Annotated in this window: 25 protein-coding genes; 19 read left to right on the top strand and 6 right to left on the bottom strand. The window is 69.1% G+C overall.

Annotated elements, in window-relative coordinates:
- Positions 1–347 precede the first annotated feature (347 nt).
- From CVV72_RS26445 to CVV72_RS26425, 5 genes are all read right to left on the bottom strand, one after another.
- Positions 348–1,217 (bottom strand): 1,4-dihydroxy-2-naphthoate polyprenyltransferase, encoded by an 870-nt coding sequence (locus CVV72_RS26445; protein WP_219146238.1) that lies wholly within the window; start codon positions 1,215–1,217, stop codon positions 348–350.
- 85 nt (positions 1,218–1,302) lie between these two features.
- Positions 1,303–1,461 (bottom strand): hypothetical protein, encoded by a 159-nt coding sequence (locus CVV72_RS26440; RefSeq protein WP_167337758.1) that lies wholly within the window; start codon positions 1,459–1,461, stop codon positions 1,303–1,305.
- A gap of 62 nt (positions 1,462–1,523) precedes the next feature.
- The gene (gene menE, locus CVV72_RS26435) at positions 1,524–2,648 is read right to left on the bottom strand and encodes an o-succinylbenzoate--CoA ligase (RefSeq protein WP_219146237.1); all 1,125 of its coding nucleotides are present in this window, start codon (positions 2,646–2,648) and stop codon (positions 1,524–1,526) included.
- A gap of 32 nt (positions 2,649–2,680) precedes the next feature.
- A complete protein-coding gene (locus CVV72_RS26430; protein ID WP_219146236.1) occupies positions 2,681–3,070 on the bottom strand; it encodes a hypothetical protein in 390 nt (129 codons plus the stop codon).
- A 97-nt stretch (positions 3,071–3,167) separates the two neighbouring features.
- Positions 3,168–4,091 carry a 1,4-dihydroxy-2-naphthoyl-CoA synthase gene (locus CVV72_RS26425; protein ID WP_219146235.1) on the bottom strand — a complete coding sequence of 308 codons (924 nt, stop codon included), beginning with the start codon at positions 4,089–4,091 and terminating at the stop codon, positions 3,168–3,170.
- Positions 4,092–4,148: 57 nt separating this feature from the next.
- Between CVV72_RS26425 and menD the strand changes: the two genes are divergently transcribed.
- The 3 genes from menD to CVV72_RS26410 all read left to right on the top strand — a co-directional run bounded on the left by menD (position 4,149) and on the right by CVV72_RS26410 (position 7,959).
- On the top strand, positions 4,149–5,834 hold the full coding sequence (menD, locus tag CVV72_RS26420; protein WP_219146234.1) for a 2-succinyl-5-enolpyruvyl-6-hydroxy-3-cyclohexene-1-carboxylic-acid synthase: 1,686 nt from the start codon (positions 4,149–4,151) through the stop codon (positions 5,832–5,834).
- Between the two features lie 108 nt (positions 5,835–5,942).
- On the top strand, positions 5,943–7,463 hold the full coding sequence (locus tag CVV72_RS26415) for a M1 family metallopeptidase (RefSeq protein ID WP_219146233.1): 1,521 nt from the start codon (positions 5,943–5,945) through the stop codon (positions 7,461–7,463).
- A 22-nt stretch (positions 7,464–7,485) separates the two neighbouring features.
- Positions 7,486–7,959 (top strand): DUF3592 domain-containing protein, encoded by a 474-nt coding sequence (locus tag CVV72_RS26410; protein WP_219146232.1) that lies wholly within the window; start codon positions 7,486–7,488, stop codon positions 7,957–7,959.
- A 242-nt stretch (positions 7,960–8,201) separates the two neighbouring features.
- On the opposite strand, the gene CVV72_RS26405 is transcribed toward CVV72_RS26410, so the two are convergent.
- On the bottom strand, positions 8,202–9,032 hold the full coding sequence (locus tag CVV72_RS26405) for an inositol monophosphatase (protein WP_034310664.1): 831 nt from the start codon (positions 9,030–9,032) through the stop codon (positions 8,202–8,204).
- Positions 9,033–9,143: 111 nt separating this feature from the next.
- Between CVV72_RS26405 and CVV72_RS26400 the strand changes: the two genes are divergently transcribed.
- From CVV72_RS26400 to nuoK, 16 genes are all read left to right on the top strand, one after another.
- Complete coding sequence (locus CVV72_RS26400; protein ID WP_219146231.1) at positions 9,144–10,262, top strand: glycosyltransferase family 1 protein; 1,119 nt, start codon at positions 9,144–9,146, stop codon at positions 10,260–10,262.
- Position 10,263: 1 nt separating this feature from the next.
- Positions 10,264–11,367: a glycosyltransferase family 1 protein gene (locus tag CVV72_RS26395; RefSeq protein ID WP_219146230.1), complete on the top strand. Its 1,104-nt coding sequence runs from the start codon at positions 10,264–10,266 to the stop codon at positions 11,365–11,367.
- A 69-nt stretch (positions 11,368–11,436) separates the two neighbouring features.
- Positions 11,437–12,207, top strand: coding sequence for an AfsR/SARP family transcriptional regulator (locus tag CVV72_RS26390; RefSeq protein ID WP_219146229.1), 771 nt, complete (start codon positions 11,437–11,439; stop codon positions 12,205–12,207).
- A gap of 68 nt (positions 12,208–12,275) precedes the next feature.
- Complete coding sequence (locus CVV72_RS26385) at positions 12,276–12,965, top strand: demethylmenaquinone methyltransferase (RefSeq protein WP_219146228.1); 690 nt, start codon at positions 12,276–12,278, stop codon at positions 12,963–12,965.
- Positions 12,966–12,975: 10 nt separating this feature from the next.
- The gene (locus CVV72_RS26380; protein ID WP_126733244.1) at positions 12,976–14,262 is read left to right on the top strand and encodes a geranylgeranyl reductase family protein; all 1,287 of its coding nucleotides are present in this window, start codon (positions 12,976–12,978) and stop codon (positions 14,260–14,262) included.
- Positions 14,263–14,777: 515 nt separating this feature from the next.
- Positions 14,778–15,185, top strand: a complete 408-nt coding sequence (locus tag CVV72_RS26375; protein WP_219154136.1) for an NADH-quinone oxidoreductase subunit A — start codon at positions 14,778–14,780, stop codon at positions 15,183–15,185.
- A 6-nt stretch (positions 15,186–15,191) separates the two neighbouring features.
- A complete protein-coding gene (locus CVV72_RS26370; RefSeq protein WP_005151847.1) occupies positions 15,192–15,740 on the top strand; it encodes an NADH-quinone oxidoreductase subunit B family protein in 549 nt (182 codons plus the stop codon).
- 5 nt (positions 15,741–15,745) lie between these two features.
- Positions 15,746–16,510: an NADH-quinone oxidoreductase subunit C gene (locus CVV72_RS26365; protein WP_219146227.1), complete on the top strand. Its 765-nt coding sequence runs from the start codon at positions 15,746–15,748 to the stop codon at positions 16,508–16,510.
- Positions 16,507–17,886 carry an NADH-quinone oxidoreductase subunit D gene (locus CVV72_RS26360; RefSeq protein WP_219146226.1) on the top strand — a complete coding sequence of 460 codons (1,380 nt, stop codon included), beginning with the start codon at positions 16,507–16,509 and terminating at the stop codon, positions 17,884–17,886. Before CVV72_RS26365 ends, CVV72_RS26360 begins: the two co-directional genes overlap by 4 nt.
- Positions 17,883–18,770, top strand: coding sequence for an NADH-quinone oxidoreductase subunit NuoE (nuoE, locus tag CVV72_RS26355; RefSeq protein WP_219146225.1), 888 nt, complete (start codon positions 17,883–17,885; stop codon positions 18,768–18,770). Before CVV72_RS26360 ends, nuoE begins: the two co-directional genes overlap by 4 nt.
- Positions 18,770–20,050, top strand: coding sequence for an NADH-quinone oxidoreductase subunit NuoF (gene nuoF / locus CVV72_RS26350; RefSeq protein ID WP_126733248.1), 1,281 nt, complete (start codon positions 18,770–18,772; stop codon positions 20,048–20,050). The genes nuoE and nuoF overlap by 1 nt, the downstream gene beginning before the upstream one ends.
- The gene (locus CVV72_RS26345; RefSeq protein ID WP_219146224.1) at positions 20,047–22,515 is read left to right on the top strand and encodes an NADH-quinone oxidoreductase subunit G; all 2,469 of its coding nucleotides are present in this window, start codon (positions 20,047–20,049) and stop codon (positions 22,513–22,515) included. Before nuoF ends, CVV72_RS26345 begins: the two co-directional genes overlap by 4 nt.
- Complete coding sequence (nuoH, locus tag CVV72_RS26340) at positions 22,512–23,849, top strand: NADH-quinone oxidoreductase subunit NuoH (RefSeq protein WP_255632268.1); 1,338 nt, start codon at positions 22,512–22,514, stop codon at positions 23,847–23,849. Before CVV72_RS26345 ends, nuoH begins: the two co-directional genes overlap by 4 nt.
- Positions 23,836–24,375 (top strand): NADH-quinone oxidoreductase subunit NuoI, encoded by a 540-nt coding sequence (gene nuoI / locus CVV72_RS26335; RefSeq protein WP_125678873.1) that lies wholly within the window; start codon positions 23,836–23,838, stop codon positions 24,373–24,375. The genes nuoH and nuoI overlap by 14 nt, the downstream gene beginning before the upstream one ends.
- Entirely contained in the window at positions 24,372–25,220 is an 849-nt protein-coding gene (locus tag CVV72_RS26330; RefSeq protein WP_219146223.1) for an NADH-quinone oxidoreductase subunit J, read from the top strand. The genes nuoI and CVV72_RS26330 overlap by 4 nt, the downstream gene beginning before the upstream one ends.
- On the top strand, positions 25,217–25,516 hold the full coding sequence (gene nuoK, locus CVV72_RS26325; RefSeq protein ID WP_005151882.1) for an NADH-quinone oxidoreductase subunit NuoK: 300 nt from the start codon (positions 25,217–25,219) through the stop codon (positions 25,514–25,516). The genes CVV72_RS26330 and nuoK overlap by 4 nt, the downstream gene beginning before the upstream one ends.
- Position 25,517 lies beyond the last annotated feature (1 nt).

Genomic DNA, 25,517 nt, shown 5'->3' with positions numbered 1-25,517 from the left:
GGCGGGCGTCGCGAAAGCCACTTTCGCGACGTCTGATGTCCCGAAAGTGGCTTTCGCGACGTCGCGGGGGGCGTCTACCTCAAGTTCGCCGGATCACCAAAAGAGCAAGGGACCTTTGCTACCGCTAGGGCCGCATCTGGTGACCGCCCCGTTTCCGGAGCACAACGGGTAGTGGCCCGAAGCGAAAAACTCAAGGCATGAACGGTCCGTTCATCCCCGAGCGCGGTCCGGCGCCGATCCGAGCCGGAAGGTGCGTGACCGGACCATTCGTGCCGCACCGTGTGGATTTCGGGTCGTCCAACGCCCCGAAATCCACACAGTCCCGCATCAAAGGTCCAGTGACGGGCTCACAGCGCGAGCGCGACCGCGGTCAGCACCGCCCACCCCAGCATCGCGAAACCGGTGTCCCGCAGCGCCGGGATCAGCGCCCGCCCCTGCGCTCCGCCGCCGACGGCCTTGACCGACTTCAGCAGCAGCGGCGCGGTCAGCAGGCCCAGCAGCGCCCACGGCGTCACGAAGGCGAGCAGCACGCTCACGACGTACGGGACCGCGACCAGCACGAGGTAGAGCCGCCGCGTGCCCTGGTCACCGAGCCGGGTGGCGAGCGTGCGCTTGCCGGACTCGATGTCGGTCGGGATGTCGCGGAGGTTGTTGGCGGTCAGCACACCGGTCGAGAACGAGCCGACGGCGACCGCGCAGCCGAGCGCGGTCCAGCTGAGCTGTCCGGCTTGGACGTACACGGTGCCGAGCACCCCGGCCAGCCCGAAGAAGACGAAGACCGCGATCTCGCCGAAACCGTAGTAGCCGTAAGGCTTCTTGCCACCGGTGTAGAACCAGGCGCCGAGGATGCAGACCGCGCCCATCGCCAGCAGCCACCACAGGCCGCTGATCGCGACGAGCACGAGCCCGAGCACTCCGGCGAGCCCGAGAGCCACGAGAGCGGCCGCCAGGACGGCCTTCGGTTTCGCGACTCCGGAGCCGACCAAGCGCAGCGGGCCGACGCGGTTCTCGTCGGTGCCGCGGATGCCGTCGGAATAGTCGTTGGCGTAGTTGACACCGACGATGAGCGCCAGCGAGACGAGCAGCGCGAGAACGGAGCGGGACCAGGAGAAGCCGTCGAGCGCGATCGCCGCGCCGACTCCGGCGACCACCGGCGCCACCGCGTTGGGCAGCGTCCGCGGGCGCGCCCCTTCGATCCATTCACCAGCAGTCGCCATGCCGCCATTCTGGCCCTGGGCACTACCGGCCGGTATGCGGGGCTCGTCACCTGCTCGAGGCGTCCCGAGCAGGTGACGAGTCGCGCTACTTGAGATCGTCGATCGCGTCTTCCAGAGTCCAGGTGAGCGTGCCGCTGTTCGGAACGGCGGTCTCCGGTTCGTCCGCCAGCGCGGGTCCGGCCAAAGCGACCAGTCCCATCGTGACGGCGGTGCAGGCCAATACGGTGCGTGTCCAGCGCGTCATACCTAGACGTAAACCCGCGGGTAATGACCGTGTCAACAAAGTCCCGGTAATCGGTGGGGAATTCACGACCTTCGTAGGAGATTCCTGACGGCCGTCCTGTCGACCTTCCCGGGGCCTCGCAACGGCAGTTCTTCGGCGAATTCGACCCGCTTCGGAGCGGCGGCCGCGCCGGCCTCTTCGCGGCACGCGGCACGCAGCGAATCGACGTCGCAACCAGCGCCGACGACGAGTGCGACGACCGCTTCGCCCCACTCGGGGTCGGGTACTCCGACCACGCAGGCGTCCCGGATTCCGGGCTGTGCGGTCAAGATCCGTTCGACGGTCGCGGCGGCCACCTTCACCCCGCCGGTGTTGATCATGTCGTCGATCCGGCCGAGGATCTCCAACCGCCCGTCGGCCGACCGCCGGCCGCGGTCGGAAGTGCGGAACCGGCCGTTCACGAAGGCCTCCGCGGTCAGGTCGGGTCGCAGCCGGTAGCCGTGCGCGAGGACGTCACCCGTGATACAGACCCGCTCGTCTTCCAGATCGACGTGTACTCCGTCCAGCGGTACGCCGTCGTAGACGCAGCCGCTCGCGGTCTCGCTCATGCCGTACGCGGGCACGATCTTCACTCCCGCTTCGGCGGCGCGCTCGCGAAGATCCGCTGTCGTCGCCGCGGCGCCGAGAATGATCGCGTCGAACGCGCGGGCCGCCGCCAGCCCGGGGCCGCCCGCGTCGAGCAGTCGTCCGAGCTGGGTCGGCACGAGCGCGGTGTAGCGCGGGCCGTCCAGGGACAGCAGCGGCGCGGCGGCTTCGGCGAAGTCGTCCGGCCGGAAACCGGATGCGTGCAGTACGGACGGCGTCGTCCCGGCCAGCAGTGAACGCACCAGCACCTGGAGTCCGCCGATGTAGTGCGCCGGGGTCGCGAGCAGCCAGTGCCCCTGGCCGCCGAGCCGCTTGTGCGTGGCATGAGCCGACGCGGTGAGCGCCGATGCCGACAGCAGGACCCCCTTCGGCTCACCGGTGGACCCGGAGGTGGCGATGATCACCGCCGTCCCGGGCTCGGCCGCGCGCGTCGGCTCCATCGCGTCCCGCAGAGGCTCCGACGAGTAGGGGAGGACGGCCGGGCCGCCGCCGAGCGCCTCGGCCAGTGCCGAGGTCAGTTCGGTGATCGACTCGGGACTTCCGTCCACCCCTACCGCACGCATCCCGCCAGGCTAACGCCGAAAGGACACTCGGCTCAGCACTCCTTCAGCGCACCGCCGTCGCTGAGGTAGTAGTCGGAGAACCAGCCTTGCTTCTGCGTGCCCGCGATCCGGCCCCAGGTCCACGACGACTTGGCTTCGCTCCCCTCGCCGATGGTCTGGCCCCACGTGTAGCAGTGGTAGTAGATCAGCGTGCCCCCGGCGACCCAGCCGTACGAGGAGCAGCTGGTGTGCGGGCCGGAGCGGTAGCGCATCCTCTGCTTCGTCCGGCCTTCGCCGCTGTCCTTGTTCGAGTGCCCGTGGCTGCAGCTCAAGGTCTGCACGGGGTCCGCGGGTGCCGCGTCGGCGACCCCGCCGACGCCGAGCAGCCCCGCCGCGACGACGCCCGGCAGCGCCAGAGCAGTCCTTCGGAGTGACTTCTTCATCGTTGTTCCCCCTCGATCGAGTCGGGTTTGGGTTGCAACGAGAACCTAAGAGCCGCCGAATGCCCTGCTCCAGGCCTTTTCGCCTGGTCGAAAAGGGTCAGTAGTAGTACGGGAAGGCCGACCAGTCGGGGGAACGCTTCTCCAGGAAGGAGTCGCGGCCTTCGACGGCCTCGTCCTGCATGTACGCCAGCCGGGTGGTTTCGCCGGCGAAGAGCTGCTGGCCGACCAGACCGTCGTCGGTGAGGTTGAACGCGTACTTCAGCATCCGCTGCGCGGTCGGCGACTTGCCGTTGATCGCCCACGCCCAGTCCAGCGCCTCGGCCTCGAGCTGCGCGTGCGGGACGGCGGAGTTCACCGCGCCCATCGCCTGCATCTGCTCGGCGGTGTACTCGCGGCCGAGGAAGAAGATCTCCCGCGCGAACTTCTGCCCGACCTGCTTGGCCAGGTACGCCGAGCCGTAGCCGCCGTCGAAGGAGCCGACGTCGGCGTCGGTCTGCTTGAACCGCGCGTGCTCGGCCGAGGCGAGCGTGAGGTCGCACACCACGTGAAGCGAATGCCCGCCGCCCGCCGCCCACCCCGGGACGACCGCGATGACCACCTTCGGCATGAACCTGATCAGCCGCTGGACCTCGAGGATGTGCAGCCGTCCGGCCCTGGCCGGATCGATCGTGTCCGAGGTCTCCCCGTCCGCGTACTGATAGCCGGAGCGTCCGCGAATACGCTGGTCACCACCGGAGCAGAACGCCCAGCCGCCGTCCTTCGGCGACGGGCCGTTGCCGGTGAGCAGGACGCAGCCGACGTCCGAGCTCATCCGCGCGTGGTCGAGCGCGCGGTAGAGCTCGTCGACGGTGTGCGGGCGGAAGGCGTTGCGGACCTCGGGACGGTCGAACGCGACACGTACGACACGTTTGCCTGAGCGGCTCTCAGAGGAGCGGTGATAGGTGATGTCGGTGAAGTCGAAACCGTCGACTTCCGTCCACAAGGCGGGGTCGAACAGCTCGGAAACCTGGGCGTCATCCACGTTTGGGAGAATAGGACGTGTGGCCGTGAGTCGTAGTGTGAAACCCGAGGTCTGCCGGTGAATCCTTCCACCGCGCAGGCCAGGGTCATCGTCGACGAACTCGTCCGCAACACCGTCTCGCACGTCGTCCTCTGCCCGGGCTCACGCAACGCCCCGCTGTCGATCGCGCTGTACGACGCGGCGGCCGCCGGGCGCCTCCAGTTGCACGTCCGCATCGACGAACGCGGCGCCGGCTTCCTCGCCCTCGGCATCGCCGCGCGCACCGGCCGCCCCGTGGCCGTGCTGTGCACCTCGGGCACCGCGGCCGCGAACTTCCACCCCGCCGTGCTGGAGGCGGACCGCGCGGGTGTCCCGCTGATCGTGCTGACCGCCGACCGCCCGCCCGAGATGCGGGCCGCCGGTGCGAGCCAGGTCATCGACCAGCACCAGCTCTACGGCAACGCCGTCCGCTACTTCGACGAGCTCGCCGTCGCCGAACGCCGTGCCGGGCAGAACTCGTACTGGCGAGGTCAGATCTGCCGAGCCTGGAACGCCGCGTACGGCGAGTGGCGCTGCGGCCCGGTGCACCTGAACATCCCGTTCCGCGAGCCGCTCGTGCCCGATATCGACGACGGTGACAAGGCCGGCGAGTGGTACGAGTCACTTGAAGGGCGTCCCGACGGCGCTCGCTGGACGGAGCTGCCGGACTTCGGCGCGCTTCCCTCTTTCGTGGTGCCCTCGGCGCGCCACGGCCTGGTGATCGCGTGCGACACCGGCGTGCAGGCGGCCAGCGAATGGGCCGAGCTGCACGGCTGGCCGGTCGTCTCCGAGACCGGCGGCATCGGGATGGCGGGCGCGACGGCGATCTCGTCCGGCGCGTGGCTGCTCGGCGTCGAGGAATTCATCTCGCGGCACAAACCCGAACAGGTCCTGTGCATCGGGCGTCCGACGGTGTTCCGGCAGGTCCAGCGGGTGCTGTCCGATCCGGACGTCGAGGTGCTGCTGGTCCGGCCCGATTCGGACTGGCCCGCGCCCGCGCACAACGTCCGCCAGGTCGGCCAGTGGTTCGACGAGCCGACCAAACCGGCCGATCCGGAGTGGCTGGCGAGCTGGCAGCGCGCGGACAAGGCGGCGGCGGGGGCGGTCACCGAAGCGCTGGCCGACGAGCCGTGGCCGAGCGGGCTGCGCCTGGCGACCGAGCTGGTCGACGCGGTCCCGGAGGGGTCGCTGCTGGTCGTCGGCTCGTCCAACCCGACCCGTGACGTCGCCCTCGCCGGACGGCTGCGGCCCGACGTCCTCGTGCACCGCAACCGCGGCGTCGCCGGCATCGACGGCATGGTGTCGACCGCGATCGGCGCCGCGACCGTCCACAGGGGACATTCGTACGCCCTGCTCGGCGACCTGACGTTCCTGCACGACGCGAGCGGCCTGCTGACCGGGCCCGCCGAACAGCGCCCCGACCTGACGATCGTGGTGCTCAACGACGACGGCGGCGGCATCTTCTCGCTGCTGGAGCAGGGCGCGCCCGAGCACAACGCCAGCTTCGAGCGCGTCTTCGGCACGCCGCACGGCGCCGACCTCGGTGCCCTGTGCGCCGGTTACCGCGTGCCGCACGTCGTCGCCGAGACGCTCACCGAATTCCGTGCGGCGCTCAAACCCGCGCCGGGGTTGCGGGTGGTGGAGGTCCGCGTGGACCGAACGCGCCACCGCGAGCTGCACGCGCGCCTCCGTACAGCGGTGTCGTCGGCCGTGCGGGCCGTCTAGCCGATTTTGATCTCAGTCCAGTCGCTGGGAACCCCTCCTTCGGACGTGTCTCCGCGTTGATCGTCTGGCTACGTTCGAGCGCGCTGACAAATCCTGGGAGGATTCGCAATGCGCTTGAAGACTCGCGCCGGCTTCGCCGGATTGACCGCGGGTGTCGTCTCGGTGCTGCTCGCCGGCTCCGCGGCGGCCGCCCCCGCACCCGGCTCGATCGGCATCGGCGACCCGTACTACCCGCACGCCGGGAACGGCGGCTACGACGTCGCCCACTACGACCTCCGGCTGACCTACCAGCCGTCCACCGACCTGCTGTCCGGCGCCACGACGATCCTGCTCACCGCGACGCAGGACCTCTCGGCGTTCAACCTCGACTTCGGGCTGAAGGTGTCGGGCGTCCGGGTCAACAACCGGCCCGCGAAGTTCGCGACGTCGACCGACGGCACCGGTGAGCTGACCGTCACGCCGGTCTCGCCGCTGAAGAAGGGCCAGACGGCGACCGTCGTCGTCGCCTACGCGGACACGCCGTCGAAGGTGAAGATCGACGGTTTCACCGCCTGGAAGAAGACCCCGGACGGCGCGCTGGCCGTCGACGAGCCGCAGAGCGCGGCCTGGTGGTTCCCGTCCAACGACCACCCGACCGACCTGGCCACCTACGACGTCTCGGTCGAGGTCCCGAACGACGTCGCCGCGCTGTCTAACGGCACGCTCGTGCGCAAGACGGTGCAGCGGCCGGGCTGGACGCGCTGGAACTGGCGCAGCACCAAACCGCAGGCGACGTACCTCACGTCACTGGAGGTCGGCAAGTTCGAGGTGAACGAGCAGACCACGCCGGACGGCAAGCCGTTCATCACCGCGTACGGTGCCGACCTCGGCGAATCGCTCGGCGCGGCCAAGGCCAGCATCGAGCGGACGCCGGAGATCACCGAATTCCTCGCCTCGAAGTTCGGGCCGTACCCGTTCGAGGCGCAGGGCGGCGTCGTCACCACCGGCATCACCTTCGCGCTGGAGAACCAGACGCGGCCGGTGTACGGCGCCAGGGCCTTCCGGTCCGGCTCCAACACCTCGATCGTGGCGCACGAGCAGGCGCATCAGTGGTTCGGCGACAGCGTCACGCTCGGCAAGTGGAGTGAGATCTGGCTGAACGAGGGTTTCGCCTCCTACGGCGAGTTCCTGTGGTCGGAGGAGAGCGGCGAGGGCACGGCCGACGAGCTCGCCCAGTACATCTACGACTCGGTGCCCGCCGAGGACCCGTTCTGGCAGGTCCTGCCCGCTGATCCGGGCGCGGACAACCAGTTCGACGCGGCCGTCTACGACCGCGGCGCGCTCGCGGTGCACGCGTTGCGCAAGGCCGTGGGTGACGACACGTTCTTCCGGATCCTGCAGACCTGGCAGCAGGTGAAGAAGGCCAAGTCGGCGGTGATCCCGGAGTTCATCGCGCTGGCCGAGAAGATCTCGGGCAAGCCGCTGTACGACCTGTTCCGGACGTGGCTGTACACGAAGGGCAAGCCCACCGTGGGCCCGAACGGTGTGCCCGCCGCGGCTCAGCGGTCCGCTGTGGCGCCTGTCGCACCGAAGTCGTACCCGCAGATCAAGGCGACCCATGAATTCCTCGCCGAGCGACACGCCCACTGACGGGTAGCGCTACGCTCGCGGCGTGACGGCCAAAACGGAGCGGGTGAGGCGCATCGGGTGGTATGCCGCCCTCGTTGTCGCCTCACTCGTCACCGTGCTCGGCGTCTCCTTGCTGTTCGCCGCCATCCGCAACGACAGCGCGATCGAAGCGCAGCTCGGGCAGGCGACCGCGCAGGTCGAGTCGGTGGCCTTCGACCGCACGATCATCAACTACGCGACCCCCGACGGCATCATGCACAGCCCGGCCAACGGCGTGCTCTACCCGGCCGGGCTGGCCGCCGGGCAGCTGGTGAACATCGAGTACGACGTCGGCGACCCGGAACTCGCGCGGGTGGCCGGCCGCTCGGCGGCGAACACGCTGCTGCCGCTGGGCAGCATGATCTTCTTCACCTGGCTGATCGCCGGCCCGCTGCTGTGGTGGATCCGGCGGCAACGGCTGGCTCACCGGCACTCGCTCGCCGAGTCGTCCATCCAGACACGCGTGTCGTCCGTCTGATCACGTGAGTTACGCCTCTAATCACGCGAGTTACGTCCCCGATCACGCGAGTTACGCCTCTGATCACGTGAGTCCCGTGCTCGGTCGCGCGAGCTTGCCGTGCGGAACCGGCGAACACGTGTGATCAGACGGCGCACTCGCGTGATCCGACGGACGACACGCGTGATCAGGCGGCGAACTCACGTGATTGAGCGGCGAACTCGCGTGATTGGAGGCGCAACTCGCGTGCTCAGAGACGTAACTCAGCCCACTGACTCCTGCCACCAGCCCAGGACCTCGTCGGCCACGCCGGGGGCCGCCACGAGCAGGGCGTCGACCGGCAGCGCGGTGTCCTCCCCGTGCCGGTCCAGCACCACGGCGCCCGCCTCGATGGCCAGCGCGACCGATCCGGCGACGTCCCATTCGCGGTAGCTGTGCAGCACCGCCGCGGCCGCGTGGCCCAAGGCGACCTGCGCGATCGCCAGCGCCGCCGAGCCGAGCACCCGGACCCCGGCGTGCGCGGCGGCGGCCCGTTCGATGAACTGGCCCATCCCCGGCCAGACACCCTTGCGCGTGAGTTCCGTGCAGACGATCGCCCCGGCGGTCCCGCAGCGGTCGGTGAGCGTGATCGGTTTGCCGTTCGCCCGCGCGCCGCGGCCGCGCGCGGCGGCGTAGATCTGGGCGCGGTACGGGTCCGCCACCACGCCCACCACCGGGCCCGAAGCGTCGATCAGGGCGAGGCTGTACGCGCACCAGGGGACACCGGCGACGTAGTTCGCGGTGCCGTCGACCGGGTCGACCACCCAGCGGTATTCGGCGACGTCGGCACCATGATCGGCACCGAATTCGCCGCCGACCACGGGGATACCGGGGAATTCCGCGGTCAGCACCCGCCGGGTGTGGCGTTCGAGGATGCGGTCGGTGTCGGTGACCCAGTCGAAGGGCGAGTCCTTCGGATCGGGTTGGGCGCCCCGGCCCGCGGTCGCGGTGATCACGTCGGTCGCGTCGTTGGCCAGCCGCCCGGCCACTTCGAGGGCCCTCGACACCAGCCCCGGCTCGACGGGCTGAGGCGGCCTTGAGGACAGGAGGGTCATGCCTGACTAGTGTGGCCGAGCCTGGTTTACGGAACACGACCTTGAGATGACATGTCGTCTGTTCCGCTTTTGTTGGGGTGGGCGTCACAACCGGATGCGACAGTGATCCGCGTGCGAGTCGCGATAGTCACCGAAAGTTTCCTGCCCCAGGTGAACGGCGTGACCAACTCCGTGCTCCGCGTCGTGGAACACCTCCGCGACCGCGCGCACGACGTGCTGATCATCGCCCCGGGGCCGGGTCCCGTCGAGTACCTCGGCGCCCCGGTCGTGCGCATTCCCGCCCTCGACTTCCCCGGCGTGAACTCTCTTCCGGTCGGCGTGCCGACCAGGACGGTGCTCACCGCGCTGGCCGACTTCGGACCGGACGTGGTGCATCTGGCGTCGCCGTTCGTGGTCGGCGCCCGCGGGCTCGCCGCGGCCAGACGGCTGCGGGTGCCGTGTGTCGCGGTGTACCAGACCGACATCGCCGGTTTCGCCGCCGCGTACGGCTTCGGTATCGCCGCCCGCGCGGCCTGGCGCTGGGTGCGCCGCCTGCACTCGCGGGCCGACCGCACGCTCGCACCGTCGACGGATTCGGTGGAACAGCTGAAACTGCACGGCATCCCTCGGGTGCATCGCTGGGCGCGCGGCGTCGACATCGAGCGGTTCTCGCCGGCCCACGCCGACCCCGCGTTGCGCGCCGAGCTGGCGCCGAACGGCGAACTGCTGGTCGGTTTCGTCGGCAGGCTCGCGCCCGAGAAGGAGGTCGAGCGGCTGACCGCGCTAGCCGGGGTCGACGGGATCCGCGTGGTCGTCGTCGGTGACGGTCCGGAGTTGCCGATGCTGCGCGAACGGATCCCGGGTGCGGCATTCCTCGGCGCCCGGTACGGCGAAGAGCTCTCCGCCGCGTACGCGAGCCTCGACGTCTTCGTCCACACAGGACCGCACGAGACGTTCTGCCAGGCCATCCAGGAAGCGATGGCGTCCGGGCTGCCGGTGCTGGCGCCGAACGCGGGCGGTCCGAAGGATCTGGTCCTGCCCGGCCGCACGGGATATCTGCTGCCCGCCGACCGGGCCGGCTTCGCGACGGCGCTGGTGGACAAGGTGAACGACCTGCGCGACGAAGCGCTGCGCGCCAGGCTGGGGGAGAAGGCGCGCAAGGTCGTGCTGGGCCGCACTTGGCCCGCCGTCTGCCACGAACTGGTCGGCCACTACGAGGCCGTCCAAGGCAAAGTCGCGCGCGCGGCCTGAAATGCACATCGTCCAGCTGGCCAACTTCTACGGACCACGCTCGGGCGGGCTCCGCACGGCCCTGCACCACCTCGGCGCCGGTTACGTGGCGAGCGGCCATCAGGTGACCCTCGTGGTGCCAGGGCGGCGCTACGCGGACGAGACGCTGCCCACGGGAGTCCGCCGGTTTTCCCTTCCGGCGCCGCAGATCCCGGGCACCGGTGGCTATCGCGCGGTCGACCCGCACCGGGTGCGCGCGGTGCTGGAACGCCTGGAGCCGGACAGGCTCGAAGTGTCCGACAGGCTCACCCTGCGCGGCATGGGCGTGTGGGCGCGGCGCAACGGCGTGCCCAGCATGGTGATCTCGCACGAGCGGCTGGACAGGCTGCTGGAGCAGTTCCTGATGCCGGAACCCGTCGCGCGGCGCGTCGCGGACGTCGCGAACCGGCGGATGGCGCGGCGCTACGACACGGTCGTCTGCACGACGGCGTTCGCCCGCGCTGAGTTCGACCGGATCGCCGCACCGAACGTGCGCCGGGTGCCGCTCGGCGTCGACCTCACGACGTTCACCCCGGCCCGGCGTGACGACGGCTGGCGGCACACGCTGTCCGGCACCGCCGACGCCCTGCTTGTCCACTGTGGACGCCTGTCGCCGGAGAAACACGTCGAACGCAGTGTGGACACCGTCGCCGAGCTGACCGAGGCAGGGCACGACGTGCGGCTGGTGATCGCCGGTGACGGCCCTCGGCGGCGTGCGCTGGAACGGCGGGCGCGCGGCCTTCCGGTGACCTTCCTGGGCTTCCTTTCCGGACGCGGCGACGTCGCGCGGCTGCTGGCCAGCGCCGACGTCTCCCTCGCGCCCGGTCCACACGAGACGTTCGGGCTCGCCGCGCTGGAGGCGCTCGCTTCGGGCACTCCGGTGGTGGTCTCGGCGTCGTCGGCGCTGCGGGAGATCGTGCGGCCTGGCTGCGGCGAGGCCGTCGACGATCTGGCCCCGGCGTTCGCGGGCGCTGTCACGGGTCTGCTGGAGCGCCCCGAGGACGCGCGGCGGGCGGCGGCGCGGGCGCGAGCGGAGGAATTCGCCTGGCCGAGGTCGGTGCGGGGAATGCTCTCCGCACTCAAGTGATCACTTTGTATCCATTTTGTACAACCGGCATTCATCGTCCCCTCACGCCATCGAGCGAGAGGACGGCACGTGAGGTTCGAAGTACTGGGCACGTTCAGCATCTCTTCCGGATCGCGGTCGGTCCCGCTGCACGGCCGGATGAGGAGAACGCTCCTCGGCGTGCTGCTGGTCCGCGCGAACACCTTCGTCCCGGTGAACGTGCTCACCGAGGCGCTGTGGGACAGCAAATGGGAGCCGCGCGCGGTGCCGAAGCTGCACTGGCACGTCCACAAGCTGCGGCAGGCCCTGCCCGAGGGCGACCGGCTCGGCTTCGACAACGGCGGCTACCGGCTTGAGGTCCACCCCGGCGAACTCGACGTCGAGACCTTCGAGACGCTGGCGGGCCAGGCGTTGAAGTCCGCCGACCCCGCGCAGCGCGCCTCGCTTATCCGGCAGGCCCTCACGCACTGGCACGGCGCCCCCTACGAAGGCCTCGACGTCCCGCTGCTCTCGGACGAGACGATGCGCCTGTCGGAGCACCGGCTTGTCCTGCTCGAAGAGCTCTACCAGGCCGATCTGGACCTCGGGCGGCACGCGAGCGCGGCCGTCGAGCTGGCGGATCTGGTGCGGCGGAATCCGCTGCGGCAGCGTGCCCAGTACCTCCTGATGGACGCTCTTTGGCGAGCCGGGCGCACCTCCGACGCGCTGGCGGCGTACCGGCGTGCGCGCCGGGTCTCGGTCGATCAGCTCGGCCTCGAACCGGGGCCGGAACTGCGGTTGCTGGAGCGGAGGATCCTCGCCGGCGAGGTCGCGGGGGCCGGTGCGCACCGTGCCCCGGCGTTGCTTCACCGGGTCAGGTGAACCTACGGGACGTCGCTTTGCTCCCGCTTGGCCGCGATCCCTCAGGACGAGCGAAGTAGTGTGCGGGTATGTCCCGAGCGAGTCTTGACAAGGATCCGCACGAAGTCGCCGCCATGTTCGACGACGTCGCGGACGGCTACGACCGCGCGAATTCGTTCATGACCTTCGGCTTCGACCGCCGCTGGCGCACCATCACCGGCCGGGTGCTGGACGCCAAACGCGGCGAGAAGGTGCTGGACCTCGCGGCGGGCACCGGCGTGTCCACGGTCGAGTACGCGCGCAACGGCGCGTGGTGCCTCGCGGCGGACTTCTCGGTCGGCATGCTCAAGGCGGGTAAGCACCGCGGCGTCCCCATGGTGGCCGCGGACGCGATGAAGCTGCCGTTCGCCGACGAGAGCTTCGACGCGGTGACCATCTCGCTCGCGCTGCGGAACTTCGTCGACACCAAGGCCGCGCTCACCGAGATCGCGCGCGTGGTCAAACCGGGCGGCCGTCTGGTGATCTGCGAGGTGTCGACGCCCACATTCCCGCCGATCCGGTTCCTGCACCGGAAGTTCATCGCGAAGCTGCTCACCTGGGTCGGCGCCAGGACCTCGTCGAACCCCGAGGCCTACTCCTACCTGGCCGAATCCATGCTGGCGTGGCCGGATCAGCGGACGCTCGGCGAGATCATCGCGAGCGCCGGGTGGACCGAGGTGGAGTGGCTGAACCTCACGTTCGGCGTCGTCGCCATCCACCGCGCCAAAAAGCCCGCATAAACTCGCGGCCATGACACGTCGCAACGCTGACCACGACGCCGAAGTCATCGTCGTCGGTGCCGGACCGGCCGGCTCCACCGCCGCCACGTACCTCGCCCGCGCGGGCGTCGACGTGCTGCTGCTGGAGAAGACCGAGTTCCCGCGCGAGAAGGTGTGCGGCGACGGTCTGACCCCGCGCGGCGTCAAGCAGCTCATCGACCTGGGGATCGACACCAGCGAGGACGCCGGCTGGGTGCACAGCCGCGGCCTGCGGATCCTCACCGGCGAGCTCACGCTGGAGCTGGACTGGCCGGACCTGACGAGCTACCCGCCGTACGGCGTTTCGCGGACCCGCCAGGACTTCGACGACCTGCTCGCGAAGACCGCGGTGAAGGCGGGCGCGCGGCTCTACGAGCGCACCACCGTCACCGGTGCCATCACCAGCCCCACCGGTCGCGTGATCGGTGTCGAGGCGAAGGTCGGCCCGGAGAAGACGCCGGTGAGCTACCGCGCTCCGCTGGTCCTGGCCTGCGACGGCGTCTCCGCGCGGCTCGCGCTGAGCGTCGGCATCCAGAAGAACGAGAAGCGCCCGATGGGCGTCGCGGTGCGGCAGTACTACAAGAGCCCGCGCCACGACGACCCGTTCATCGAGGGCCACCTGGAGCTGTGGGACCGCTCGGACCCGCGCGACCCGAAGCTGCTGCCCGGCTACGGCTGGGCGTTCCCGCTGGGCGACGGCACGGTGAACGTCGGTCTCGGCATGCTGTCGACGTCGGCCGCGTTCCGCAGCACCGACTACCGCGCGCTGCTGCGCCAGTGGCTCGACGGGACGCCCGAGGAATGGGGCTACCGCGAGGAGAACGCCATCGGCAAGGTCGGCGGCGCCGGTCTCCCGATGGGCTTCAACCGCACTCCGCACTACCGCGACGGACTGCTGCTGCTCGGCGACGCGGGCGGCATGGTCAGCCCGTTCAACGGCGAGGGCATCTCGGCCGCGATGGAGTCGGCGCAGCTGGCGTCGGAGTTCGTCGTGCAGGCGCTGGCGCGCCGCGAAGGTCCTTCGCGTGAGCGGGCGCTGGAGGGCTACCCGCGCGCCGTCGCGGAGCTGATGGGCGGCTACTACCGGCTCGGCAACGTGTTCGCGAAGCTGATCGGGAAGCCGAAGATCATGCACGCCGCGACGAAGTACGGGCTGCGGATCAACTCGATCCTTCCGTTGGTGTACAAGGGACTTTCGGGCTGCTACGACGCCAAGGGCGGCGACGGCGTCGACCGCCTCATCGCCGCTCTGGCCCGCGCCACCCCCTCCCCGCGCTGACACCTCCGGAACTCGCGTGAAGGCCCCCTTCCCTCGGCTCAGCCGAGGGAAGGGGGCCTTCACGCGCTTCAGGAGCCGGGGCGCAAGTAGGCGGTTCCACACGTCTGGACCAGTCACGGGTACTCCGGGCAGTGGTATCGGTCACAGGACAAATGTGGTCAAACGGGCCCCGGAAGCCGATCTTGGGAACGACGTCGCAGGTCATCGGTACCGCATGCGGGAAGCAAGCGTGCTGGCCGTGCGGTCAAGTTAGGGCAGCCTTATAGCACGGGGCCTAGGGACAAGAATGTGAGTCACGTCCTACACTCGCCCCATGCTTTGTGAATCGCTTCACATCCTCGACGGGAGGCTTGTGAACTATTTCACAAGCAAGGGGGCCGTCATGCACGGCCCGTAAGGGTTGCCTAACCCTCGGCGGTGTGACCCAGGTGACTTAGGGTGCCGACCGTGGGAAGCGGTGAACCCCGACTCGAAAACCGCAGCGGCGCGGAAAGGATGGCGAAAACCCCGTGCTGATGTTGCCCGTGCTGACCCAGGCGAACACCCCTTCGGTGCCGAACCTGGACATGTACCTCCCTTTGGTCCTCTTGTTCGTCCTCGCTCTCGGCTTCGCGGTGCTCTCGGTGCTGCTCGGCCCGCTCGTCGGCCCGAGCCGGGCCAACAAGGCGAAGCTCGCGGCGTACGAATGCGGTATCGAACCGTCGCCGCAGCCGGTCGTCGGCGGCGGCCGGATGCCGGTCGCGTACTACATCACCGCGATGCTGTTCATCCTGTTCGACATCGAGATGGTCTTCCTCTACCCGTTCGCGGTCTCCGCGGACGCGCTGGGCATGTTCGGCCTGGTGGAGATCGTGCTGTTCATCGCGACGGTCGGTTTCGCGTACGCCTACGTGTGGCGTCGCGGCGGCCTGGATTGGAACTAGAGAAGCATGGGCCTCGAAGAAAAACTCCCCAACGGCATCCTGCTCGCCAGCCTTGAGGGCCTGGTCAACTGGGCGCGCAAGAACTCGATGTGGCCCGCCACCTTCGGTCTCGCCTGCTGCGCGATCGAGATGATGACCGTCGGCGGTTCCCGTTACGACATCGCGCGTTTCGGCATGGAGCGCTTCAGCGCGACGCCGCGCCAGGCGGATCTGATGATCGTCGCCGGCCGCGTCACGCAGAAGATGGCGCCGGTGCTCCGCCAGATCTACGACCAGATGGCCGAGCCCAAGTGGGTGCTGGCGATGGGCGTCTGCGCCTCGTCCGGCGGGATGTTCAACAACTACGCCGTGGTGCAGGGCGTCGACCACATCGTCCCGGTCGACATGTACCTCCCCGGCTGCCCGCCGCGCCCCGAGATGCTGCTCGACGCGATTTTGAAGCTGCACGCCAAGATCCAGGACGAGCCGATCAACGCCCGCCGGGCCGCGATCCGCGCCGCCAGCGGTGAGCGCACCGAGCTGATCGCCTCCTCGATCAAGTACGCGAAGAAGTGAGCGACGTGCCCGAAGAAAACTCCCCCGAAACCCCGGAAACCGGCGGCGAGCAGTCCAGCGCCGACCGGCCCGAAGGCGGTCTCGAACCGCAGGGCGCCCGCCCGGCCGAGCCGGTCGTCACCGGTAAAGAGCGCCAGGGCATGTTCGGCGTGCGCGGCACCGGTGACACCTCCGGTTACGGCGGTGTCCGCCTCCCCGCGTACAGCCCGCCCCCGGCCGAGCGCCCGTACGGCGGCTGGTTCGACGAGTTCGCCGACGAGTTCTACGCGGCTTTGGCGGACAACAAGATCCCGGCGAACGCGATCCTGCAGACCACGGTCGACCGCGGCGAGATCACCTTCTACGTCTCCCGCGAGCATCTCGTCGAGATCGCCAAGGTCCTGCGCGACGACACCGGTCTCCGCTTCGAACTGCTCAGCTCGGTCTCCGGCGTGGACTACGGCGTCGACGTCCCGCAGCGGCTGCACTCGGTCTACCACTTCACCTCGATGACGTACCGCCGCCGCATCCGGCTGGAGGTCACGCTCGACATCGAAGACCCGCACGTCCCGTCACTGGTCGGGGTCTACCCGACCGCCGACTGGCAGGAGCGGGAAGCCTGGGACATGTTCGGCATCGTCTACGACGGTCACCCGGCGCTGACCCGCATCCTCATGCCGGACGACTGGGACGGCCACCCCCAGCGCAAGGACTACCCGCTCGGCGGGATCCCGGTCGAATACAAGGGCGCGGAGATCCCGCCGCCGGACCAGCGGAGGTCGTACTCGTGAGCACAGAACACCTCTCCGACGTCACGACGGGCACGGACACCAGCGCACGAGGCGCGGACAGCACCGACGACGTCAACTACGCCGACTCCCGCGAGACCACCGAAGGCCGCGTCTACACCGTTTCCGGCGGTGACTGGGAAGACCTCATCGAGGACTCCCGCCACGACGAGCGCATGGTCATCAACATGGGCCCGCAGCACCCGTCGACGCACGGCGTGCTCCGGCTCGTGCTGGAGATGGAGGGCGAGACCGTCACGCAGCTCCGCTCGGTCATCGGCTACCTGCACACCGGGATCGAGAAGAACTGCGAGTACCGCACGTGGACCCAGGGCGTCACCTTCGTGACGCGCATGGACTACCTCGCCCCGCTGTCGACCGAGATGGCGTACTGCCTCGGTGTCGAGAAGCTGCTCGGCATCCAGGCCCCGCGCCGCGCCGAACTGCTGCGCGTGATGTTGCTGGAGATCAACCGCATCGGTTCGCACCTGGTCTACATCGCCACCGGCGGCATGGAACTCGGTGCCACGACGGCGATGACGCTCGGGTTCCGTGAGCGTGAAGAGGTCCTGCACCTGCTGGAGCACCTCACCGGCCTCCGGATGAACCACGCGTTCATCCGCCCCGGCGGTCTCGCGCAGGACATGCCGGACGACTACCAAGAGGTGGTCAGCGCGTTCGTCAAGACGATGGACGAGCGGCTTCCCCTGTACGACAAGCTCTTCACCGGTCAGCCGATCTGGCGCAACCGGCTCAAGGGCGTCGGTTACCTGCCGGTCGACGCGTGCCTCGCGCTCGGTGTCACCGGTCCGGTGCTGCGCAGTGCCGGGCTCCCGTGGGACATGCGCAAGACCGAGCCGTACTCGCGCTACGACGAGTTCGAGTTCGACATCCCGACCTCGACCGAGGCGGACTGCTGGGCGCGCTACCTGCTGCGCGTCGAGGAGATGCACCAGAGCCTGCGGATCATCAAGCAGTGCCTGAAGAAGCTCGAGCCGGGCCCGGTCATGGTCGAGGACAAGAAGGTCGCCTGGCCGGCGCAGCTCTCGATCGGCAGCGACGGCATGGGCAACTCGCTCGAGCACGTCCGCAAGATCATGGGCCAGTCGATGGAATCGCTGATCCATCACTTCAAGCTGGTCACCGAGGGCTTCAAGGTCCCGCCGGGCCAGACCTACACGTCGGTGGAATCGCCGCGCGGTGAACTCGGCGTGCACCTGGTCTCCGACGGCGGCACCAGGCCGCTGCGGGTCCACGTGCGCGAACCGAGCTTCGTGAACCTGCAGTCGATGCCCGCGATGGCCGAAGGCGGCCTGGTGGCGGACGTGATCGCCGCCATCGCCTCGATCGACCCCGTCATGGGGGGAGTGGACCGTTGAGCACCCAGCCCGGAACGACACCGACACCCGAGCCCGGCACCAGCCTGGCCGAGCAGACCCACATCGCCGCCGGTGGTGACGTCGACGTGATCGCGATCGCGCCGGATCCCGCCGAGGCGGAGGGGATCCTGGAGAACGCGAAGCTCGAAGACATCTTCGACGCCGACACCTATGCCAAGGCCCAGAACCTGATCGCGCGGTACCCGCAGTCGCGGTCGGCGCTGCTGCCGATGCTGCACCTGGTGCAGTCGGTGCAGGGTTACGTGAGCCAGGAGGGCATCGCCTTCTGCGCGCAGAACCTGGACCTGTCCGACGCCGAGGTCAGCGCGGTCGCGACGTTCTACACCATGTACAAACGCCGCCCGTGCGGCGAGCACCTGGTGAGCGTCTGCACCAATACGCTCTGCGCGGCCATGGGCGGCGACGCGATCTACAAGAAGCTCCAGACGCACCTCGGCTCCGAAGAGAAGCCGTTGGGGCACAACGAGACCGCGGGCACGCCGAACGAGCCCGGCTCGATCACCCTCGAACACGCCGAATGTCTCGCGGCCTGTGACCTCGCCCCGGTCATCCAGGTCAACTACGAGTACTTCGACAACCAGACCGAGGACAAGGCCGTCGCGCTGGTCGACGCGTTGCAGGCGGGCAAGAAGCCCGCTCCGACGCGCGGCGCGCCGCTGACGAACTTCAAGGGCGCCGAACTGCAGCTCGCCGGGTTCTTCCCGGAGGACGCGCAGCAGTACCGCACGGACGTCGATGGTCCTTCGCAGGCCGTCGAAACCCTGCGGGGAGCGCAGGTCGCGCAGGACCGCGGCTGGACCGCGCCCGCGATGAAGGACGTTCCGCTTCCGGCTCTGCCATCAAAAACAGGGGAGACGAAGTAATGGCCGATCCCATCACTCCGGTCCTCACGAAGCGCTGGCTTTCGCCCAACTCGTGGACGATCCAGTCCTACGAAGCCCTCGAGGGCTACACCGCGATCCGCAAGGCGCTCAAGGCCACTCCCGAGCAGATCGTCCAGCTGGTCAAGGACTCCGGCCTCCGCGGCCGTGGCGGCGCGGGCTTCCCGGCGGGCATCAAGTGGTCCTTCATGCCGCCCAACGAGGACAAGCCGCACTACCTCGTCATCAACGCGGACGAGGGCGAGCCGGGTACCTGCAAGGACATCCCGCTGATGATGGCGGACCCGCACTCGCTGATCGAGGGCTGCATCATCGCCTCGTACGCGATGCGCTCGCACCACTGCTTCATCTACGTCCGCGGCGAGGCGCTGCACTGCATCCGCCGCCTCAACGCGGCCGTGCGCGAGGCGTACGAAGCGGGCTACCTCGGCAAGAACATCCTCGACTCCGGATTCGACCTCGACATCACCGTGCACGCGGGCGCCGGGGCGTACATCTGCGGCGAGGAGACGGCGCTGCTGGACTCGCTGGAAGGCCGTCGCGGCCAGCCGCGGCTCAAGCCGCCGTTTCCGGCCGCCGCGGGTCTCTACGCCGCGCCGACCACGGTGAACAACGTCGAGACCATCGCCAGTGCGCCGTACATCGTCAACGGCGGCTCGGACTGGTTCCGCCAGATGGGCCGCGAGAAGTCGCCAGGCCCGAAGATCTACTCGATCTCCGGCCACGTCGAGAAGCCCGGCCAGTACGAATGCCCGCTCGGCACCACGCTGCGCGAGCTGCTGGACATGGCGGGCGGCATGAAGGACGGCATCCCGCTGAAGTTCTGGACGCCGGGTGGTTCGTCCACGCCGATGTTCACCGCCGAGCACCTCGATGTTCCGCTGGACTTCGAAGGCGCGGCGGAAGCCGGGTCGATGCTGGGCACGACGGCCGTGCAGGTCTTCAACGAGACCGTTTCCGTGCCGTGGGCCGTGATGAAGTGGACGCAGTTCTACGAGCACGAGTCCTGCGGCAAGTGCACGCCGTGCCGCGAGGGCACGTACTGGCTGGCGCAGATCCTGGAGCGCATGGTCGAGGGCCACGGCACCGAGGAGGACATCGACACCCTGCTCGACGTCTGCGACAACATCCTCGGCCGCTCGTTCTGCGCCCTCGGCGACGGCGCGGTCTCGCCGATCCAGAGCGGGATCAAGTACTTCCGCGAGGAATTCCTCGCACTGTGTGAAACCAACAAGCGCGAACTGGTGGGGGCGCAGGCATGACGATCGCACCCGACAAGCCCGGAACCGAGGTCGAAGAGACTCCGGTCCCCGAAGGCCACGTCAAGCTGGTCATCGACGGCGAAGAGGTCATCGCGCCCAAGGGCGAGCTGCTGATCCGCACCGCCGAACGGCTCGGCACGGTCATCCCGCGCTTCTGCGACCACCCGCTGCTCGACCCGGCCGGTGCCTGCCGCCAGTGCCTGGTCGAGGTCGAAATGGGCGGCCGCCCGATGCCGAAGCCGCAGGCCTCGTGCACCATGACGGTCGCCGACGGCATGGTCGTGAAGACCCAGCTGACCTCGGCCGTCGCGGACAAGGCCCAGCAGGGTGTGATGGAGCTGCTGCTCATCAACCACCCGCTGGACTGCCCGATCTGCGACAAGGGCGGCGAATGCCCGCTGCAGAACCAGGCGCTCGCGCACGGCCGCGCGGACTCCCGGTTCGTCGACACGAAGCGGACGTTCCCGAAGCCGCTGCCGATCTCCTCGCAGGTGCTGCTGGACCGCGAGCGTTGCGTGCTCTGCCAGCGTTGCACCCGGTTCTCTCGTGAGATCGCCGGCGACCCGTTCATCGAACTGCTCGAACGCGGCGCCCACCAGCAGATCGGCACGGCCGAGACGGCGGACGTGCTGGACCTGGCTTCGCGGACGACGTCGGGCCAGCCGTTCCAGTCGTACTTCTCCGGCAACGTCATCCAGATCTGCCCGGTCGGCGCGCTGACGTCGGCCGCGTACCGGTTCCGTTCGCGGCCGTTCGACCTGGTGTCCTCGCCGAGCGTGTGCGAGCACTGCTCGTCCGGCTGCGCCGAGCGGACCGACTTCCGCCGCGGCAAGGTCATGCGGAAGCTCGCGGGCGACGACCCCGAGGTCAACGAAGAGTGGATCTGCGACAAGGGCCGGTTCGCCTTCCGTTACGCCACCGCCGATGACCGCATCCGGCGTCCGCTGGTCCGCAACGCCGACGGCGTGCTGGAAGAGGCTTCCTGGACCGACGCGCTGCGCGCGGCCGCCGCCGGGCTCGCCGAGGCGCGGGACGGCAAGGGTGCCGCGGTGCTGACGGGTGGCAGGTTGACTGTCGAGGACGCCTACGCGTACTCGAAGTTCGCGCGGATCGCCTTGGGCACCAACGACATCGACTTCCGGGCCCGTCCGCATTCGGCCGAGGAGCTGGGCTTCCTCGCGTCGCACGTGGTCGGCACGACGCCGGAAAGCGGCGTCACCTTCCGCGAGATCGAGCGGGCACGCACGGTGCTGTGCGTCGCGTTCGAGCCGGAGGACGAGGCGCCGATCGTGTTCCTGCGGCTGCGCAAGGCGGCCCGCAAGAACCGCACCCGCGTCGTCCACTTGGGACAGTGGACCACCTCGTCGGTCCGCAAGACCTTCGGCGAGCTGCTGGCCTGCGCCCCCGGGGCCGAGGCCGCCGCGATCGACGGCATCGCGCAGCACGCGCAAGACGTCGACCAGGCGCTGGCCTCGGAAGGTGCCGTGATCCTCGTCGGCGAGCGTGCCGCCGAGGTTCCCGGCCTGTTCTCGGCCCTGCACCGGCTGGTGGAGCGCACCGGCGCCCGGCTCGCGTGGATCCCGCGTCGCGCGGGTGAACGCGGTGCCCTGGCGGCGGGCGCGGCGCCGACGCTGCTCCCCGGTGGCCGCTCGGTCACCGATGCCGCGGCTCGCGCCGAGGTCGAAAAGGCTTGGGGCGTCACGCTTCCCGCCACGGAAGGCCGCGACACCACCGCCATCCTCAAGGCGGCGGCCGAGAACGGCCTCGACGGCCTGCTCGTCGGCGGCGTCGACCCGGACGACCTGCCGGATCCGGGCCTGGCGTTGCGGGCACTCGTGAACGCGAAGTTCGTGGTGAGCCTGGAACTGCGGCACAGCGCGGTCACCGAGCACGCGAACGTCGTCCTCCCGATCGCCCCGGCGGTCGAGAAGGCGGGCAGCTACCTGAACTGGGAAGGCCGCCGCCGCGAGTTCGCCGTCACCCTCGAAGGCACCGGCGCCCTGCCGGACTGCCGGGTGCTCGACACCCTCGCCGTCGAGATGGACGCGGACATCTTCACGCAGACCCCGGCCGCTTCGGCCGCCGATCTGGCGAAGCTGCCTGGCAAGACCGAGCCCGCGACCTTCGAGCCGGTGGCGGCCGCCGCCGCGAGCGCGGCGAACGGAAAGGCTCTCCTCGCCACCTGGCGGCAGCTGATCGACAACGGATCGCTGCAGGATGGCGAGCCGCACCTCAAGGGCACGCAGCGCGAGGTCGTCGCCAAGCTCTCGGCGAAGACCGCCGAAGGCTTGGGCAAGACCGTGAAGGTCTCCACCGAACGCGGTTCCATCACGTTGCCGATCGAGGTCGCGGACCTGCCGGACGGCGTCGTGTGGCTCCCGGGCAACTCCGACGGCTCGGCCGTCCGCGCCTCTCTCGGCGCGGGTCACGGTTCGGCCGTCACCCTCACCGGAGGTGAGAAGTGACTCCGTTGCTCAGCCAGATGCCGGACGCCGCCGAGCGGGCGGCGCTGCTGGCCGACGACCCGTTGTGGCTGATCCTGATCAAGACGGTCGTCATCCTGCTGATCGGCCCGATCCTGACGATCTTCCTGATCGTCTGGGAGCGGAAAGCGGTCGGCCGGATGCAGAACCGTCCCGGCCCCAACCGGGTCGGGCCCGGCGGCTACCTGCAGTCCCTCGCGGACGCGATCAAGCTGCCGTTCAAGGAACAGATCATCCCGGACACGGCCGACCGCAAGGTGTACTTCCTCGCGCCGGTGATCTCCGCGGTGCCGGCGCTGATCGCGCTGGCGGCGATCCCGTTCGGCCCGGTGGTCTCGATCTTCGGTGAGCGCACCACGCTCCAGCTGGTCGACCTGCCGGTCGGCGTGCTGGTGATCCTCGCCTGCTCCTCGATCGGTGTGTACGGCCTGGTGCTGGCCGGTTGGTCGTCCGGTTCGCCGTATCCGCTGCTCGGTGGTCTGCGAAGCGCGGCCCAGGTGATCTCCTACGAGATCGCGATGGGTCTGTCCATCGTCGGCGTCATCCTCTACGCGGGTTCGATGTCGACCTCGCAGATCGTCGAGTCGCAGCAGACCGGCTGGTACTTCTACCTGCTGCTGCCGAGTTTCGTGATCTACCTGATCTCCATGGTCGGCGAGACCAACCGCGCGCCGTTCGACCTTCCCGAGGCCGAATCCGAGCTGGTCGGCGGTTTCCACACCGAGTACAGCTCGATGAAGTTCGCGATGTTCTTCCTCGCCGAGTACGTCAACATGGTGATCGTTTCGGCGTTCGCGACGACGTTGTTCCTCGGTGGCTGGAAGTTCCCGTTCGTCGGCGCCGACCACGCGCTGAACCAGGGCTGGCTCCCGCTGATCTGGTTCGCCGCCAAGCTGTTCATCCTGCTGTTCGGCTTCATCTGGCTGCGCGGCACGCTGCCGCGGCTGCGGTACGACCAGTTCATGCGGCTGGGCTGGAAGGTCCTGGTGCCGGTCAACCTGGTCTGGATCGTCGTGATCGTCACGGTCCGCGCGATCAAGAACTCGGGTGGCCTGTCCACGCCGCAGATCCTCATCGGCGGCGGCGCGCTCATCCTCGTCGTCGTCATCCTGAGCCTGCTGCTGCCGGACAAGAAGATCCCGGACGACGACTACGTCCCGGTGACCGGTGGCGGGTTCCCGGTGCCGCCGCTCGACCTGCAGGTTCCGGACAAGACTCCGCGTCAGAAGGCCATCGCGAAGGCCGAAGCCCGGGCTGCCAAGCGCAAGCCCGCGGCGGTTTCCAGTGGAAGGGAGGCCGGCGATGGGGATGTTTGATCCCATCAAGGGTTTCGGTGTCACCTTCGGGATGATGTTCAAGAAGGTCGCCACCGAGGAGTACCCGGAGGCAGGCGCCCCCGCCGCTCCGCGTTACCACGGCAGGCACCAGCTCAACCGGCATCCGGACGGGCTGGAGAAATGCGTCGGCTGCGAGCTGTGCGCGTGGGCCTGCCCGGCGGACGCGATCTTCGTCGAAGGCGGCGACAACACCGAAGAGGCGCGTTACTCGCCCGGTGAGCGGTACGGCGCCGACTACCAGATCAACTACCTGCGCTGCATCGGCTGCGGGTTGTGCGTCGAGGCCTGCCCGACCCGGTCCCTGACGATGATCAACTTCTACGAGCTGGCCGACGACGACCGGCAGCGGTTGATCTACACGAAGGAAGACCTCCTCGCGCCGCTGCTGCCCGGTATGGAGCAGCCGCCGCACCCGATGCGGCTGGGCGACAACGAGCAGGACTACTACGTCAACGGCCCGGAACTCGCACGGAAGCCCGCTGAGCCGAAGGAGCCGGTCCAGTGATCACGGCTTTCCTCGCCCAGACGGATGTTTCGGCCGGGATCACCACCGGTGAGACCATCGCGTTCTGGGTGCTCGGCCCGCTCGCGCTGCTCGGCGGGCTCGGCATGATCTTCTCCCGCAACGCCGTGCACTCGGCGCTGTGGCTGGTCCTCACGATGCTGTGCCTCGGCGCGCTGTACATGATCCAGCAGGCGCCGTTCCTCGGCTTCACGCAGATCATCGTCTACACCGGCGCGATCATGATGCTGTTCCTGTTCGTGCTGATGCTGGTCGGCCGGGAGAGTTCCGACTCGGTCGTCGAAGTGCTGCGCGGGCAGCGGGTCATGGCGACCCTGCTCGGCATCGGCGTCGGTGGGCTGCTCGCCGCGGGTCTCGCCCGCGCGATGGCCAACGTGACCCCGGCCCTGCCGGTCGACCCGGCGAACGTCGACGGCGGCGGCCCCGGCGGGCTGGGACGGCTGATCTTCACGAAGTACCTGTTCCCGTTCGAGCTCACCTCGGCGCTGCTGATCACCGCCGCGCTCGGCGCGATGGTGCTCGCGTTCACCGACCGGCACGCCAAGGGCGGCAAGAAGAACCAGAAGGAACTCGTCGTCGACCGGTTCACCGGAAAGCACGACCGGCCTTCGCCGCTGCCCGGCCCGGGTGTCTTCGCCACGGCCAACTCGGTCGCCACCCCGGCGCTGCTGCCCGACGGCTCGATCGCCAGGGAGTCGCTCTCGGAGATCATCGAGTCGACTTCGGCCGCACAGCTGGAAACCGAGCGCAAGCAGGTCGCCGGAACGTCCGACGACGCTGTGGGCCCGCACGCGCTCGTAGGTAAGAAAGAAGGGGACGAGGAATGACCCCGACGTACTACCTGCTCCTGTCCGCGCTGCTGTTCGCCATCGGCGCGGTCGGGGTGCTGGTGCGCCGCAACGCGATCGTCGTGTTCATGTGCATCGAGCTGATGCTGAACGCGGCGAACCTGTCCCTGGTCACGTTCGCCCGGATCAACGGGTCGCTGGACGGCCAGGTGATGGCGTTCTTCGTGATGGTCGTCGCCGCCGCCGAGGTGGTGGTGGGGCTCGCGATCATCATGGCGATCTTCCGCACCCGGCGCTCGGCCTCGGTCGACGACACCAACCTGCTGAAGTACTAGG

The organism is Amycolatopsis sp. TNS106 (assembly GCF_019330265.1).
Lineage (GTDB): Bacteria > Actinomycetota > Actinomycetes > Mycobacteriales > Pseudonocardiaceae > Amycolatopsis > Amycolatopsis lurida.
Note: the sequence above shows the minus strand (reverse complement) of the source record. Positions and strands in the feature narration are given on the sequence as shown.

Excerpts from the sequence above, each read along its gene's own strand:
- CVV72_RS26445 (WP_219146238.1), bottom strand. The coding sequence starts at position 1,217 with ATGGCGACTGCTGGTGAATGGATCGAAGGGGCGCGCCCGCGGACGCTG.
- CVV72_RS26440 (WP_167337758.1), bottom strand. The coding sequence starts at position 1,461 with ATGACGCGCTGGACACGCACCGTATTGGCCTGCACCGCCGTCACGATG.
- menE (WP_219146237.1), bottom strand. The coding sequence starts at position 2,648 with ATGCGTGCGGTAGGGGTGGACGGAAGTCCCGAGTCGATCACCGAACTG.
- CVV72_RS26430 (WP_219146236.1), bottom strand. The coding sequence starts at position 3,070 with ATGAAGAAGTCACTCCGAAGGACTGCTCTGGCGCTGCCGGGCGTCGTC.
- CVV72_RS26415 (WP_219146233.1), top strand. The coding sequence starts at position 5,943 with ATGCGCTTGAAGACTCGCGCCGGCTTCGCCGGATTGACCGCGGGTGTC.
- CVV72_RS26405 (WP_034310664.1), bottom strand. The coding sequence starts at position 9,032 with ATGACCCTCCTGTCCTCAAGGCCGCCTCAGCCCGTCGAGCCGGGGCTG.
- CVV72_RS26395 (WP_219146230.1), top strand. The coding sequence starts at position 10,264 with ATGCACATCGTCCAGCTGGCCAACTTCTACGGACCACGCTCGGGCGGG.
- CVV72_RS26385 (WP_219146228.1), top strand. The coding sequence starts at position 12,276 with ATGTCCCGAGCGAGTCTTGACAAGGATCCGCACGAAGTCGCCGCCATG.
- CVV72_RS26380 (WP_126733244.1), top strand. The coding sequence starts at position 12,976 with ATGACACGTCGCAACGCTGACCACGACGCCGAAGTCATCGTCGTCGGT.
- CVV72_RS26375 (WP_219154136.1), top strand. The coding sequence starts at position 14,778 with ATGTTGCCCGTGCTGACCCAGGCGAACACCCCTTCGGTGCCGAACCTG.
- CVV72_RS26370 (WP_005151847.1), top strand. The coding sequence starts at position 15,192 with ATGGGCCTCGAAGAAAAACTCCCCAACGGCATCCTGCTCGCCAGCCTT.
- nuoF (WP_126733248.1), top strand. The coding sequence starts at position 18,770 with ATGGCCGATCCCATCACTCCGGTCCTCACGAAGCGCTGGCTTTCGCCC.
- CVV72_RS26345 (WP_219146224.1), top strand. The coding sequence starts at position 20,047 with ATGACGATCGCACCCGACAAGCCCGGAACCGAGGTCGAAGAGACTCCG.
- nuoI (WP_125678873.1), top strand. The coding sequence starts at position 23,836 with ATGGGGATGTTTGATCCCATCAAGGGTTTCGGTGTCACCTTCGGGATG.
- nuoK (WP_005151882.1), top strand. The coding sequence starts at position 25,217 with ATGACCCCGACGTACTACCTGCTCCTGTCCGCGCTGCTGTTCGCCATC.